This window comes from Brevibacillus centrosporus, assembly GCF_003710815.1.
GTDB lineage: Bacteria > Bacillota > Bacilli > Brevibacillales > Brevibacillaceae > Brevibacillus > Brevibacillus centrosporus.
Genome location: NZ_RHHP01000010.1, coordinates 13,771 through 26,902 on the forward strand (window position 1 = coordinate 13,771; position 13,132 = coordinate 26,902).

The following is a 13,132-nucleotide window of genomic DNA, read 5'->3' on the forward strand; positions in this document are numbered from 1 at the left end:
TAGCGAGTTGCGAGCAGCAGGAAAGTAGGAGAAATAGTCTGTATTGTGTTAAAATATAGACAATTAAGGTTTTCCGCATGTTGACTGGTAGGTGCAGGTTTTTCAAAAAGGAGTAATCCGAGTTTGCACGACAACAAGGGGGAAGGACATGTCTTTTGTTGAGAGTAGACGCATAGGTTTTGAGGGAAGCATCGCTGTAGTTGAGCTGAATCGACCACAATCTCGTAATGCCTTTCACACGCAAATGGCACAAGACCTGCTGCAAGCATTTCAGCAAATTGCTCAATCCGATGCACGCGCTGTCATCCTGCAGTCATCGAGCGAACAGGCATTTTGCTCAGGAGCTGACCTGAAGGAGCGCAATGGTATGTCAGAAGCAGCATGGCGAGAGCAGCATCGCTTGTTCGAGCAGATGTTCTACGCGATTGCCGATACACCGCAGCCGGTTCTTGCAGCTGTGGATGGATACGCACTGGCAGGCGGGTTTGAGCTTGTACTAAACTGCGATTTTCTCGTGGCAACGACACGTGCAGTATTCGGGCTCCCAGAGGTGACGCGCGGGATTATGCCGGGAGGTGGAGCGACTCGGCTCTTGGCAAAACGAATCGGCTTACATAAAGCAAAGGAATGGATATGCACAGGACGTATGATTCAGGCGGAGGAAGCTGATCGTGCCGGGCTGATCAACCGACTGACAGCACCGGAAGATTTGAGAGAGGTCACGCTGGATTTGGCAGAAAGTCTAACCCGTAATGCGCCCCTGTCTGTCCAGTACTGCAAGCAAGCCGTGGACAACTTGTTTGGCATGGAGGATGATCTCGCCAGGGAAAAGGAACTGGAGTACTACAACCGATGTGTGGATACAGAAGATCGGCTGGAAGGTGTCTTGGCTTTCGTGGAAAAGCGCGCACCCCGTTTTGTCGGAAAATAATGCGAAGTAGATGGGAGGGTTGAAGCTATGATCAATACTGCCTTTCATCAAGAATTGCGACAGAGCGTTCGCTCAATTTGCAAAAAGTACCCCGATGCCTATTGGCGTGAGCTGGATGAGAGAAGAGCGTATCCGGAAGACTTCGTGAACGAGCTGTCGCAGACGGGATTCTTGGGCGCCTTAATTCCAGAAGAGTATGGTGGCTCGGGTCTCTCCGTGACGGAAGCTTCCATAATCATGGAGGAAATCAATCGCTCCGGGGGAAATGCGGGTGCTTGTCATGCACAGATGTATACCATGGGAACTCTGTTGCGGCATGGCTCAGAGGAACAAAAGCGCAAGTACTTGCCGAAAATCGCTGATGGCTCGCTTCGCCTGCAAGCGTTCGGCGTAACAGAACCGAACACGGGGTCTGATACGACACAGCTGAAGACGATGGCGGTCAGAAAAGGTGACAAGTATATTGTAAACGGTCAAAAGGTGTTTATTTCCCGAACGGAATATTCGGACCTGATGATTCTGCTTGTGCGTACGACGCCACTTGACCAGGTGAAAAAGCGAACAGAGGGCTTGTCTGTCCTTTTGGTCGATCTGCGGGAAGCTGTCGGGAACGGAATCACGATCCGCCCCATTCGCACTATGATGAATCACGCGACGACAGAGCTGTTTATTGAAAACCTGGAAGTGTCGGTGGATAATTTGATCGGCGAAGAAGGAAAAGGGTTTTCCTACATTTTGGATGGAATGAATGTGGAGCGAATTCTGATCGCATCAGAATGTCTCGGCGACGGCTACTGGTTTGTCGATCGTGCTACTCAGTACGCGAACCAGCGAGTGGTGTTCAAGCGGCCCATAGGTCAGAATCAAGGGATTCAATTTCCAATCGCACAATCCTATATCCACCTCGAGGCGGCTAATCTGATGCGTTTTCGAGCAGCCGAGCTGTTTGATGCAGGTCTTCCATGCGGGAAAGAAGCGAACATGGCCAAGCTGCTCGCAGCAGATGCATCCTGGGAGGCAGCCAATGCGACCATTCAGACGCATGGGGGCTTTGGCTTTGCTGAAGAATACGACATCGAACGCAAATTCCGGGAAACGCGGCTGTACCAAGTCGCTCCGATCTCGACAAATTTGATCCTCTCCTATGTAGCCGAGCATGTCCTTGGCCTGCCCAGATCGTATTGAGGAAACGAGACTGGGCTGCAAATGAAACAGCCAAATTCAGTTGTCGAATGAGAAAGGAGCGAACACGCTATGAAAAATCGTTTGCCAGAATGGATTTCCGAGCATCTCGTGCTGCCTGTCATTACAGCTCCTATGTTTTTGGTTTCGAATCCGCAGCTAGTGATCTCTGCGTGCAAATCTGGGGTCATCGGCTCTTTCCCGTCCTTAAATGCTCGGACGGTGGATGACCTGCGAGCCTGGATGTCTACCATTACGGAAGAGCTGGCGCGCAGCCGAGCAGCGGAGCCGGACCGCAAGATTGCTCCTTGGGCCATCAATATTGTCATACGCCATTTAAACGAACGATTGGAAGAAGAGCTCGAGCTCATCAAAAAGTATCAGCCTCCGTTTGTCTTTACAGCCTTGGGAGATCCTGCCCCTGTCGTAGAGATTGTGCACGCTTATGGGGGAATCGTCTTCTCTGATGTCACGAACATCTATCATGCAAAAAAAGCAGTGAAATCAGGTGTGGACGGATTGATCCTTGTGTGCGGCGGAGCAGGCGGTCATGCCGGAACGCTCAACAGCTTTGCTTTCTTAAGTGCGATCCGTGAGTTTTGGGATGGGATAGCCGTCTTGGCAGGAGGGATCGCATGTGGACAGGAAATTTTGGCTGCCCGCACGATCGATGCGGATCTCGTATTTATGGGAACGCGATTTATCGCATCCGTGGAGAGCAACGCGGGGGACGATTACAAACAGATGTTAATTGATGCAAGCATTGAAGACATCATCTATACGCCCACTTTCAGCGGCATTCCGGCAAACTATTTAAAGCCGAGCATTGTGAGCGAAGGACTGGATCCAGAACAGTTGGGATCATACGCCGAATTTGTAAAGACCGGCAGGAAAGCTTGGAAAAACATCTGGTCGGCAGGTCATGGAGTCGGCCGTACGAAATCTATTCAAACCGTAGCAGAGATTGTGAACGAGCTTCAAACAGAATACGATCAAACGCTTGCGGCCTTTAAACAGCTGCCAGCCTCACGTTCCCCTTTGAACCGCTCACTGAATTAAGAGCAGGAAGAGTCCGTTTGGTTCGCTAGTTTCTCTTCGTGCGAAGCGGACTTTTTGTGCCTTCCTGGAATTGTTAGAGCGATAATAATCTTGTGGACATTTTACTGAGCGAGGAGAGATCGTAATGGAAAAGGCAAAAGCGCAACAAACCGTGTACGTGAATTCTTTTGTGAATGGCATCCTAGATCCTGAAAAAGCTATGCTCGGACCGGTTCGCGATGGGGGATTTATCGTAGCCAATACGACCCCGGGCTGCTGGGGACCCATGATTACGCCTGCACTTCGAGGCGGGCATGAGGTGACACAGCCTGTTTATGTAGAAGGAGCAAATGTCGGTGACGCGATCGCGATCCGCATTAAGTCCATTCAAGTGACCTCCATGGTTACTGCATCCGGTAATGAGCGGACGATGGAGGGGCGATTTTTGGGAGACCCGTTTGTTGCCGCAAAATGTCCTGGCTGCGGTACGCTGTATCCGGAGACAAAAATTGAGGGTATCGGACCAGAGGCCATCCGCTGCGTAAACTGCGGGGCGGAAACCACTCCCTTTACGTTTACCAATGGTTACACGATTGGATTTAATGAAACCAAAGAGCTTGGAGTTACTCTGCCGCAGAAGGCCGCAGAAAAAATCGCCCAAGATGGTCGTTACTATATGAATACACCTGAGCAATCTCAGCAAAACCCGATTGTCACCTTTGCTCCGCATGATCTCGTCGGTGTTGTTGCCCGCGTACGTCCATTTCTCGGCCAGCTGGGGACAACTCCTTCCCATGCGATTCCCGACTCGCATAATGCGGGAGACTTTGGTGCTTTTCTCGTTGGTGCGCCGCATGAGTATGCCTTGACCCAAGAGCAGCTCGATCAGCACAAGACGGATGGCCATATGGATATCAACCGTGTGCGCGAGAATGCCATCCTGATTTGCCCTGTAAAAGTACCTGGCGGCGGAGTTTATCTCGGGGACATGCATGCGATGCAGGGGGATGGGGAAATTGCTGGTCACACGACGGATGTTTCCGGCATTGTTACCTTGCAAGTCCATGTCATACCCGGGCTTTCCATAGACGGTCCTGTATTGTTGCCAGTAGAAGAAGATCTCCCCTATTTGGCGAAGCCGTTTACAGCGGAGGAAAAGGCAAAAGCGCTGCATTACGCCAAAACATGGGAGCTGGACAAACTGGAAGAGTCTCTGCCCCTATCGGTCATCGGTACGGGTGCCAATCTGAACGTAGCGACGGAGAACGGGCTGCAGCGTGCAGCTGATTTGTTGGAAATGACTGTTCCTGAGGTATTGAATCGGGCTACCATTACAGGGGCAATCCAGATTGGCCGTCACCCGGGTGTCGTTACGGTCACTTTCCTAGCTCCAGTAGAACGGCTGGAAAAAATCGGATTGCTGGAGCTGGCAAAAGAACAGTACTCCCGCTACATAGAATAAGAAAGTCAGAGAGACAAGCGATAGGCACTCCAACGAATAGACATGGGAAACGCTAGAGGAACTCTCGATGGGGTGCATTATTATCGACTGGTGAGGCGCCACTTAGTCCGAGGGATACTGCTGGCGGATTCTCGTAGCCTGTATCATTCGCGCGAAAGAGTTGACACATAGAAAATCCCCTCGAAGGTTGCCACACAATACAACCACGAGGGGATATTTTTACTTGTCATGTTTGGGCAATGCTATGTCAGCTGATCAGCTTTGGGTCAGTTCTTTGATGCCTTGAATGAAACGGTCCACTTCCTCCAAGGTATTATACGGTGCCAGCCCTGCACGAATCCAGCCACCACTTTCATTTATCCCCAGCTTGTCCGCGAGTGTCATTGCGTAGAAATCTCCGTCTGCGATGAAGATCCCGTAGTCCTCGCACATTCTCTCGCAGAAGGCTTGCGGGGACCAGCCCTCTACACGGAAGGCGAGTGTTGGCGTCTTGGGGACATCAGGGGCAGCCTGGAACAAGGTGACAGTAGGAATAAGGGACAGCGCATGTCTCAGCTTTTCTGCCAGCTCGTTTTCATAGACTTCGATTCGTTCATAGCCGGATTGGATTTGCGCAGCCAGGCTATCTCCGTTCCCCAATCCCGCAATAAATTCGATAGCGGGCCTTATTCCCGCGATCCCCTCGTGATTTTGCGTGCCTGTTTCCAGTTTATCCGGTATGTAGGTGGGAGCGGGTTGGAGTTTGTATGGCTGCAGCTGTTCAAACAGCTCTTGGCGTATGACGGCAATTCCGACGTGCGGACCAAAAAACTTATAGGCGGAGCAAAGAAGAATATCAGCACCCAAAGCGTCTCGGTCGATGGCAAGATGCGGGACGGCGTGGACAGCATCGACGGCGACGGGAATACCGAGAGCATGAGCTTTTTCGGAAATCGCAGCAACGGGATTGATCGTACCGACAGCATTGGAAGCAAGACCAACGGCTACCAGACGTGTTCGCGGATTCAACAAAGAATCCAGCTCATCTACACGCAAGGTAAGGGTGTCTGGGTCCACAGGGAGCCAGCGCACGGTCATCCCGCGGTCTGCGGCGATCGTCAGCCACGGATCGACGTTCGCGCGATGGTCCAGCTCGGATACGATAATTTCATCGCCCTCTTGCCAGTGCTTGCCCAGCGCGCGTGCAATCGCAAAGGTCAGCGTCGTCATGTTCGCTCCAAATGCGACTTCCTCCGCTTTCGCTCCAAAGAGGGCAGCTACGGCTTCCTTCGCACTTGCTATGGTTTGTTCGGTTTCACGACTGCTCGGGAAGGAACCATGCAGGTTGGCCCCGCCGTTTTGCATATAGGCATAAATGGCATCCATCGAGCTTTTTACGACTTGCGAACCTCCAGGGCCGTCAAAATAAACGGCTTGTTTACCATTGTAAGTCCGCTGCAAGGCGGGAAACTGTTCTCGAATTGCTGCGATTGGAAAGAGTTCCGTCGTTTTGGTCATCGTCCACGTCTCCTTTTGGCTGCCAGATAGAATCCTACAACCTCCATATTATCACAATAATCAGCCAATTATAGAGAGAATCTCCTTTCTTGGTTTCGAATTGTACAAATGGCTCGAGGGTATCTATACTGAAAGGAGATACGTAATACTTGATAGGGTGCTCTGACTGTCACTCACCACCAGATCAATCTAGGGATGAGAGGGATACCATGCAAACGTGGATTACTGCTTTTTTAGAGCAGTTCAGCTATATTGGCATTTTTTTACTGATGGCTTTGGAAAATGTGTTTCCGCCGATTCCTTCTGAAGTGATTCTTACCTTCAGTGGATTCATGACGACGTACACGACGTTATCGATTCCGGGCGTCATTATTTCAGCTACGATGGGATCTGTGATGGGGGCAATCGTGCTATACGGGATCGGCTATTATTTAGAATTGGAAAAAATAGAAGTGCTTGTCGACCGTTGGGGTCATATCCTGCGCTTGAAGCGAGAGGATATCGCACGAGCGAATGTGTGGTTCGATAAATATGGGTACTGGACGATTTTCCTGTGCAGAATGGTGCCCTTGGTCAGAAGCCTGATTTCCGTTCCTGCGGGGATGACGAAAATGAACGTGTGGCTATTTTTGCTGTTCACGACCTTGGGAACCTTGATATGGAATGTCGCACTCGTGATGCTCGGGGCATTTCTGGGGCAGTCCTGGGAAGAGATTTTGACTTTCATGGACATGTATTCGACGGTGGCATATGCGGTCATCGGCGGAGGAATCGTCATATTTCTGATTCTATTTCTGCGAAAAAGAGGAGTTAAATCGTAAAAGAGGTGCGAGCAGCACCTCTTTTTTTGTGGATTGGGTGCACACGCCACGCGCCCATCGTTTCCTGATTTATCCAAAATGAGAAGGGAAAGCTAAAGAAATCAAAAAATGAGCGTGATCGCTTTCTTGGTGGCGATAAGGCGCGGCGAAATTACATAGGAAAGGGGAATGTCCATGATTTCGTTCCTCATAACGCTGAAGCATCTTATTACGTCGTTTTTTCACTCGATGAAAGACAAGGAATTTCAGGGTCTTCTCGTTTTGACCCTGACTACTTTGTTGTCAGGCACGATCTTTTACGCAACTGTCGAAGGATTTCGTTGGGTGGATGCCATATATTTCAGCGTGACGACTTTGACGACTGTCGGTTACGGGGACCTGGCACCTAAAACGGATCTGGGCAAAATATTTACTATCCTGTATTTGTTTACAGGTTTGGGGATCATTCTGGGGCTGATTCGAAAGCTTACGGTCACGAGAACAACCAAGAGGGGCTCAGGGGATAGAAGCGAGGAATAGGTGGGGTGGGGATGGTTCATCCCGGGTAACGACAAGTTCCTCTAACTGTGCCTGTGGTGATGAGCCTACTCTCTTCTTTCCGAAAAAGGAGAAAGTAGGCTTTTTTACTTAGGTCTGAGGAACAAGCTATTTTTCAGGTTTAGTCGGATGGCGGGGCTCCGTTTTATGGAGCAGAATATCTGCTATCGTATAATCAGCCAAGGTCGATTGAAATCTTTCCTCCGCCTTTGAAATGATCAAGGAAATAAATAGCTCGGAGCCCGTAGATGGAACCGACCAATGGGGGATCATATCGGAAGAGCTAAGCGCCTGATACACATGCAGGACCGTGATGGAGTGAGGATCCTTTTCCAATACATACCCGCCGTATCTTCCGCCAAATGTCTTTACCAGTTCTTCCTTTGCCAGCTTCGCCAGTATTTTTCGGACAAACGTCGGATCTTCGCCAATTGCCTCCGCGAGCTGATTGCTTTTTACCATGCTCTTTTGCTCCGCCATCAAAACGAGAGCTCTCAAGGCGACATGAAACCATTTTGGACCAAGGTCGCCAGATTGAATCAACAGCTGCATGAAAATATCCTCCTGCGTCAACAAAGAAAAATAGCCTGAATATTTCGTTGACTATTATACCATAGCTTAGTATATTTTAATTGTGATGATTCGATCACAATTAAAATGAATGCGTTTCCAATCGTAGAGGAGGAATAGCTATGGAAGAGAGAGTGCATCCAGAGCTGCGTACGATGCTGTCAGTAATGCCTGAATTGAACTTCGATCGGGAGAATCTCGAACCCATGAGAAAAGCGATGGATGAGATGTTCGTAGGTGGACCGCAGAACCCAGCCCTTTCCATAGAGGACTCTCCAGCGTGGTAGTCTCTGTCGATTACCGTCTGGCACCGGAGCATCCCTATCCGATTCCACTGGAGGACTGCTACTCGGCATTGCTTTGGTTCGCAGCGAACGCAGTGGAAATGGGAGTCGATCCAGCTCGCATAGCTGTGGTAGGAGCCAGTGCAGGAGGAGGCTTGACTGCCGCTGTCTCCTTGTTGGCGAGAGATCGAAACGGCCCAGCCATCGCTTTTCAGATGCCGCTGTATCCCATGATCGACGACCGTCATATCACCGTTTCTAGTAATGAGATCACGGATCATCGCGTATGGAATGCGAAGTTTAACCGACAAGGCTGGGAAATGTATCTGGGAGAGCTGGCTGGCGGAGAAGTATCTCCTTATGCGGCTCCGGCTCGTGCAACCGATTTTTCACGGCTTCCCCCTACGTATACATGCATAGGAGATTTGGATCCGTTTCGTGACGAGACGATTGAATACGTGTTAAAGCTGACTCAGGCCAAGGTGCCTGTCGAGTTTCATCTCTATCCAGGCTGCTTCCACGGCTTCGAGCACTCGGTACCGAATGCGTCGGTCAGCAAACGAGCAAAACAGGAGTACAATCAAGCCTTGAAGCGCGCCTTGCACAAAGAGTAAACGCATTCTGAATGTTTGGAAGACGGGTTTATCATTTCCTTGAAAAATGATACCATGGACTCACTATTGAGTATGGGAAGTGATAGCGGTGAGCGCAGATCAATCTATGCAGACGATAAGTCGTACCATCCATATCCTGCGATGCTTTTCCAAGGAGGAGAAGGAAATTTCCTTGGCGGAGTTTCACCATAAGCTTGGCTTATCCAAATCCAGTCTGCAAAGGATTTTACATACATTGGTGAACTTTGGATTTTTGGAAAAAGACGAGAAGCGAAAAACATACCGCCTCGGAAATGAGCTTTATTATTTGGGCAAGCTGGTGGAGGAGCATTCGCATCTGCTTACCGTGACCAAACCCTATCTCAAGGCGGTCCGGGATCGTTTTGGTGAGAGTGTCTATCTGAATATCATTGAAAATAACGAACGAAAATGCATCGCTTTTGAAGAGGGGAAGCACGATCTGATGACGATATCGTACATTGGACAAACTTCACCGCTCTATGCGGGTGCATCTGCCAAGCTATTGCTAGCCTATTTGCCGCCTGAAAAGCTAGCGATGTATTTGCAGCAAACAACTTTGCAGCCGATAACAAGCGCTACGGTGGTTGATAAGGAAAAACTTGCAGATGAACTGGCAGAGGTTCGGCAAAGAGGCTATGCCAGCAGCAATGAGGAACGTGTTGTGGGTGTCTGCTCAGTCAGTGCCCCCATCTTTAATCGAGGGGGGGAGACGATCGCAGGTATCTCGATTTCTGCCCCTATGATTCGAGTCACGGATGAACGATTTCAAGAGTTCATTCAGGCAATCACGCAAACAGCCAGACAGATCTCAGATGAGTTCAAGTTTTCCCATACCAAAGAATATTGAGTACCTTTGCAAGCTATGTAGCTCACTCCATTGCAGCCAATGAGTGGATTACGTAGCTTTTTTGCATGAGAAACGAAGGGGTTAAATTTTTGTTTAATTCAGTCTATTATGTTGAATTGAGCTTTTTTCTCGTGTATCATTTCAATTATAGGTATTTCGTACCGATAAACGGTACGTTGATGTTTCCCATCTATACAGCTTGGTCGAGGAGGTTAGCTATGAACAGTCTGCAATTGCCGATTGGAGAAATCTCGGAACAGACAGGACACCTTCGGACACAGATACGGGATTTTCTTCAGCAGGAGAAAGAGCACGGAGCTTTTGTCCCCAAGTGCGATACATGGTTGAGCGGGTTCTCTGCGGATTTCAGCCGTAAATTGGGGGAGCGGGGTTGGATCGGAATGACTTGGCCTCTAAAATACGGTGGTCATGAGCGTTCAGCCATTGAGCGGTATATGGTCATTGAGGAGCTTTTGGCAGCTGGTGCTCCCGTAGCGGGCCATTGGATTGCCGATCGGCAGACGGGACCACTTCTGCTCCGTTACGCTACAGATGAACAATGCAGGGAGTTCCTGCCGCGAATTGCACGCGGGGAATGCTATTTTGCTATTGGATTAAGTGAGCCAAACGCCGGGTCCGATCTGGCAGCCGTACATACGAGAGCGGAAAAAGTAGATGGCGGATGGATTTTGAACGGGAGTAAGACGTGGACGAGTGGTGCTCATCATGCCCATTACATGATCACCCTGTGCCGCACGTCCCCTTACCATCCCGAAAAGCGTCACGAGGGGATGAGCCAGCTCTTGGTTGACTTGACCGCGCCTGGTGTAACCATTCGGCCGATCCTGCTCATGACAGGCGAGCATCATTTTAACGAAGTGTTTTTTGAAGATGTCTTCATTCCCGAGAACAGGCTGATCGGTGTGGAGGGCAACGGATGGAAGCAGGGAATGACGGAGCTGGCATATGAACGCAGTGGTCCTGAGCGATTTCTGAGCACCTATCCGCTACTGGAAGAGCTGATAAACCAATTGCGCAAGAAAGGTGACAAGCATTTGATTGCTCAGGGAAGCAAGCTTGTTTCTCGTTTGTGTACGCTGCGGCAGATGTCGATCGGTATCGCACACCTTTTGGAAAAGGGAGAGAGTCCAGATATTGCTGCTGCCCTCGTCAAGGACATGGGGACCAAATTCGAGCAGCAGGTGGCTGAAATCGCAAGGCTGCTCATCCCGACTACACCTTCGACGAATGCTGCAAACCGATTGGATCAGCTGATGGCTCAGGCAGTCTTGCATGCACCTGGGTTCACACTGCGTGGAGGGACGACCGAAATTTTGCGTGGAATCGTGGCGAAAGGGGTGATCGCATAGTGAACGACGTCACGAAGATCTTGATTCACTCCACGACGAAAATCATGAAAGATGTGTGTACGAAGGAGCTCGTTAATGAAGCAGAAAACGGACACTGGGCAGCTGAGCTGTGGGGGATTTTGGCTGAGTCAGGCATGACGACTGTTGCTGTTCCCGAGTCACTCGATGGAACAGGGGGCAGTTTTACAGATGCGTACCACATTCTGCGGCTGGCTGGCAAATACGCAGCGCCGATTCCACTAGCGGAAACGTATATGAGCAATTGGCTGTTGGCCGATTTGGAAATGCCCGTCTCTACGGACCCACTCACCATTTTGTGTAACGAGGTGGAACCGATCCAATTCATCCGCACGCAGGATGGCTGGCAGATAACAGGTAAAGCCGTGAATGTGCCGTGGGCCAGGTACACGAAGCAGATGCTGGTTATCGGGGAGGAGAATTCCCGCAGCTCTCTTGCCATCGTAAGCTCCGATGATGCGTTGATTATCAACGGACAGAATATGGCGGGAGAAGCGAGAGACACTGTGATTTTGAACCACGCAGCCGTTGCCGAGAGTCGGGTATTCTCCATAGAGGCCAAACAGGTAAAGGAGTGGCTGCTTTACACAGGCGCACTTTGCCGTTCGGTCATGATGGCAGGAGCCTTGGAGCGCATTCTGGAGCTGACCGCTGCCTATACATCAGAGCGCACCCAATTTGGCAAGCCGCTGCATCGCTTTCAAGCCATTCAGCAGCATCTGGCAGCTATGGCAGGGGAGGTAACGGCTGCCGACATAGCTGCCCAAAGCGCAATAGCGGCGAATGAGCATACTCCGGCTTCGAAAGCCATCGCCATGGCAAAGATCCGTATCAACGAAGCTGCAGGAACCGTTGCGCCCATCGCGCATCAGGTGCACGGGGCTATCGGATTTACCCATGAGCACATTTTGCATCAAAGCACACGTCGCGTCCTTTCCTGGCGGGAAGAATGGGGGAATGAGACCCTATGGGCAGAAAAGCTGGCGGAACAGCTCATGCAGCTCGCAGATAACGAACTATGGCCGTTTCTAACCGAACCAGTAGTCAGTCGGCAAGGATAGTTGTTACCCAACAAATCGATTTTCCGCAAATGGGAAAGGGGACGGGAAGATGACCGATCTGCTCTATACAGTAAACCAGGGAATTGCTACCATCACGCTCAATCGACCGGAAGCTCTGAATGCATTCAGTACGGAAATGATCGATCTATGGATCAAAGCACTGGAGTCTGTTCGTGACGATGATTCTGTCAGGGTGGTAGTCCTTACAGGAAATGGAAGATCCTTTTGCAGTGGAGGAGATATCAAATCCATGGTCCGCAGGGATGGGTTTTTACACAACAATACCGAGGCAGAAGATCTGTCATCAACTGGTCTCGCTCGCAAAAAGAGCCTGTGGAAGCGTGTGCAACGAATTCCGCTCTTGCTGCAGGAAATCGATAAGCCTGTGATCGCCAAGATGAACGGTGTTGCCACGGGGGCTGGCTTGGATATGGCTCTGATGTGCGATATTCGGATCGCCGCACAACGTGTAAGAGTTGCGGAGGGTTACATCAAAGCGGGTATCGTTCCGGGAGATGGAGGAGCATACTTTTTAACTCGACTGGTAGGAGTCGATCGGGCGCTGGAAATTCTTTGGACCGGTGATACCTATACGGCGGAGGAAGCAAAACAGATAGGATTGATCACGCATGTCGTGCCGGATGAGGAGCTTGATGCATTCGTTGATGCGTATGTGCGGCGATTGGCGAGCGGTCCGCAAGAAACGATGCGTTTTATGAAGCGAGCCGTCTACCAAGGCATGTCGACGGATCTGCGCACATCTCTAGATATGATTTCATCTGCAATGGGTCTGGTAACCGAGCTTGAGGATTATCAGGAGGGAGTACGAGCGATCGCCGAAAAACGACCGCCCAAGTTCAGCTAGTGGAGAACGGCGAT

12 protein-coding genes and 1 pseudogene are annotated in these 13,132 nt (G+C 50.3%); 11 read left to right on the forward strand and 2 right to left on the reverse strand.

Annotated features, from left to right (window positions below; translation table 11 throughout):
- Positions 1-148 precede the first annotated feature (148 nt).
- The 4 genes from EDM55_RS10455 to EDM55_RS10470 all read left to right on the forward strand — a co-directional run bounded on the left by EDM55_RS10455 (position 149) and on the right by EDM55_RS10470 (position 4,613).
- Positions 149-931 (forward strand): enoyl-CoA hydratase/isomerase family protein, encoded by a 783-nt coding sequence (locus tag EDM55_RS10455; RefSeq protein ID WP_122960289.1) that lies wholly within the window; start codon positions 149-151, stop codon positions 929-931.
- Positions 932-958: 27 nt separating this feature from the next.
- On the forward strand, positions 959-2,116 hold the full coding sequence (locus EDM55_RS10460) for an acyl-CoA dehydrogenase family protein (protein WP_122960290.1): 1,158 nt from the start codon (positions 959-961) through the stop codon (positions 2,114-2,116).
- A gap of 69 nt (positions 2,117-2,185) precedes the next feature.
- Positions 2,186-3,172: an NAD(P)H-dependent flavin oxidoreductase gene (locus EDM55_RS10465; protein WP_092270013.1), complete on the forward strand. Its 987-nt coding sequence runs from the start codon at positions 2,186-2,188 to the stop codon at positions 3,170-3,172.
- Positions 3,173-3,296: 124 nt separating this feature from the next.
- Positions 3,297-4,613: an acetamidase/formamidase family protein gene (locus tag EDM55_RS10470; RefSeq protein ID WP_122960291.1), complete on the forward strand. Its 1,317-nt coding sequence runs from the start codon at positions 3,297-3,299 to the stop codon at positions 4,611-4,613.
- A gap of 255 nt (positions 4,614-4,868) precedes the next feature.
- On the opposite strand, the gene EDM55_RS10475 is transcribed toward EDM55_RS10470, so the two are convergent.
- Entirely contained in the window at positions 4,869-6,110 is a 1,242-nt protein-coding gene (locus EDM55_RS10475) for a cysteine desulfurase-like protein (protein WP_122960292.1), read from the reverse strand.
- A gap of 209 nt (positions 6,111-6,319) precedes the next feature.
- Between EDM55_RS10475 and EDM55_RS10480 the strand changes: the two genes are divergently transcribed.
- The gene (locus tag EDM55_RS10480; RefSeq protein ID WP_122960293.1) at positions 6,320-6,931 is read left to right on the forward strand and encodes a DedA family protein; all 612 of its coding nucleotides are present in this window, start codon (positions 6,320-6,322) and stop codon (positions 6,929-6,931) included.
- Positions 6,932-7,105: 174 nt separating this feature from the next.
- Positions 7,106-7,450 carry a potassium channel family protein gene (locus EDM55_RS10485; protein WP_092270001.1) on the forward strand — a complete coding sequence of 115 codons (345 nt, stop codon included), beginning with the start codon at positions 7,106-7,108 and terminating at the stop codon, positions 7,448-7,450.
- A 126-nt stretch (positions 7,451-7,576) separates the two neighbouring features.
- Here the strand turns inward: EDM55_RS10485 and EDM55_RS10490 are convergent, their stop codons facing one another.
- Positions 7,577-8,020: an RrF2 family transcriptional regulator gene (locus EDM55_RS10490; protein ID WP_122960294.1), complete on the reverse strand. Its 444-nt coding sequence runs from the start codon at positions 8,018-8,020 to the stop codon at positions 7,577-7,579.
- Positions 8,021-8,160: 140 nt separating this feature from the next.
- On the opposite strand from EDM55_RS10490, the pseudogene EDM55_RS10495 reads away from it, so the two are divergent.
- The 5 genes and pseudogenes from EDM55_RS10495 (at position 8,161) to EDM55_RS10515 (ending at position 13,118) form a co-directional block, all read left to right on the forward strand.
- Positions 8,161-8,936 (forward strand): annotated as a pseudogene (locus tag EDM55_RS10495) (alpha/beta hydrolase).
- Positions 8,937-9,024: 88 nt separating this feature from the next.
- On the forward strand, positions 9,025-9,804 hold the full coding sequence (locus tag EDM55_RS10500) for an IclR family transcriptional regulator (protein ID WP_092269991.1): 780 nt from the start codon (positions 9,025-9,027) through the stop codon (positions 9,802-9,804).
- Positions 9,805-10,022: 218 nt separating this feature from the next.
- Positions 10,023-11,174, forward strand: coding sequence for an acyl-CoA dehydrogenase family protein (locus EDM55_RS10505; RefSeq protein WP_122960296.1), 1,152 nt, complete (start codon positions 10,023-10,025; stop codon positions 11,172-11,174).
- The gene (locus EDM55_RS10510; RefSeq protein ID WP_122960297.1) at positions 11,174-12,253 is read left to right on the forward strand and encodes an acyl-CoA dehydrogenase family protein; all 1,080 of its coding nucleotides are present in this window, start codon (positions 11,174-11,176) and stop codon (positions 12,251-12,253) included. Before EDM55_RS10505 ends, EDM55_RS10510 begins: the two co-directional genes overlap by 1 nt.
- A gap of 49 nt (positions 12,254-12,302) precedes the next feature.
- A complete protein-coding gene (locus tag EDM55_RS10515; RefSeq protein WP_122960298.1) occupies positions 12,303-13,118 on the forward strand; it encodes an enoyl-CoA hydratase/isomerase family protein in 816 nt (271 codons plus the stop codon).
- Positions 13,119-13,132: the final 14 nt, after the last annotated feature.

Coding starts and splice junctions, on each gene's coding strand:
- EDM55_RS10455 (WP_122960289.1), top strand. CDS start 149: ATGTCTTTTGTTGAGAGTAGACGCATAGGTTTTGAGGGAAGCATCGCT.
- EDM55_RS10460 (WP_122960290.1), top strand. CDS start 959: ATGATCAATACTGCCTTTCATCAAGAATTGCGACAGAGCGTTCGCTCA.
- EDM55_RS10465 (WP_092270013.1), top strand. CDS start 2,186: ATGAAAAATCGTTTGCCAGAATGGATTTCCGAGCATCTCGTGCTGCCT.
- EDM55_RS10470 (WP_122960291.1), top strand. CDS start 3,297: ATGGAAAAGGCAAAAGCGCAACAAACCGTGTACGTGAATTCTTTTGTG.
- EDM55_RS10475 (WP_122960292.1), bottom strand. CDS start 6,110: ATGACCAAAACGACGGAACTCTTTCCAATCGCAGCAATTCGAGAACAG.
- EDM55_RS10480 (WP_122960293.1), top strand. CDS start 6,320: ATGCAAACGTGGATTACTGCTTTTTTAGAGCAGTTCAGCTATATTGGC.
- EDM55_RS10485 (WP_092270001.1), top strand. CDS start 7,106: ATGATTTCGTTCCTCATAACGCTGAAGCATCTTATTACGTCGTTTTTT.
- EDM55_RS10490 (WP_122960294.1), bottom strand. CDS start 8,020: ATGCAGCTGTTGATTCAATCTGGCGACCTTGGTCCAAAATGGTTTCAT.
- EDM55_RS10505 (WP_122960296.1), top strand. CDS start 10,023: ATGAACAGTCTGCAATTGCCGATTGGAGAAATCTCGGAACAGACAGGA.
- EDM55_RS10515 (WP_122960298.1), top strand. CDS start 12,303: ATGACCGATCTGCTCTATACAGTAAACCAGGGAATTGCTACCATCACG.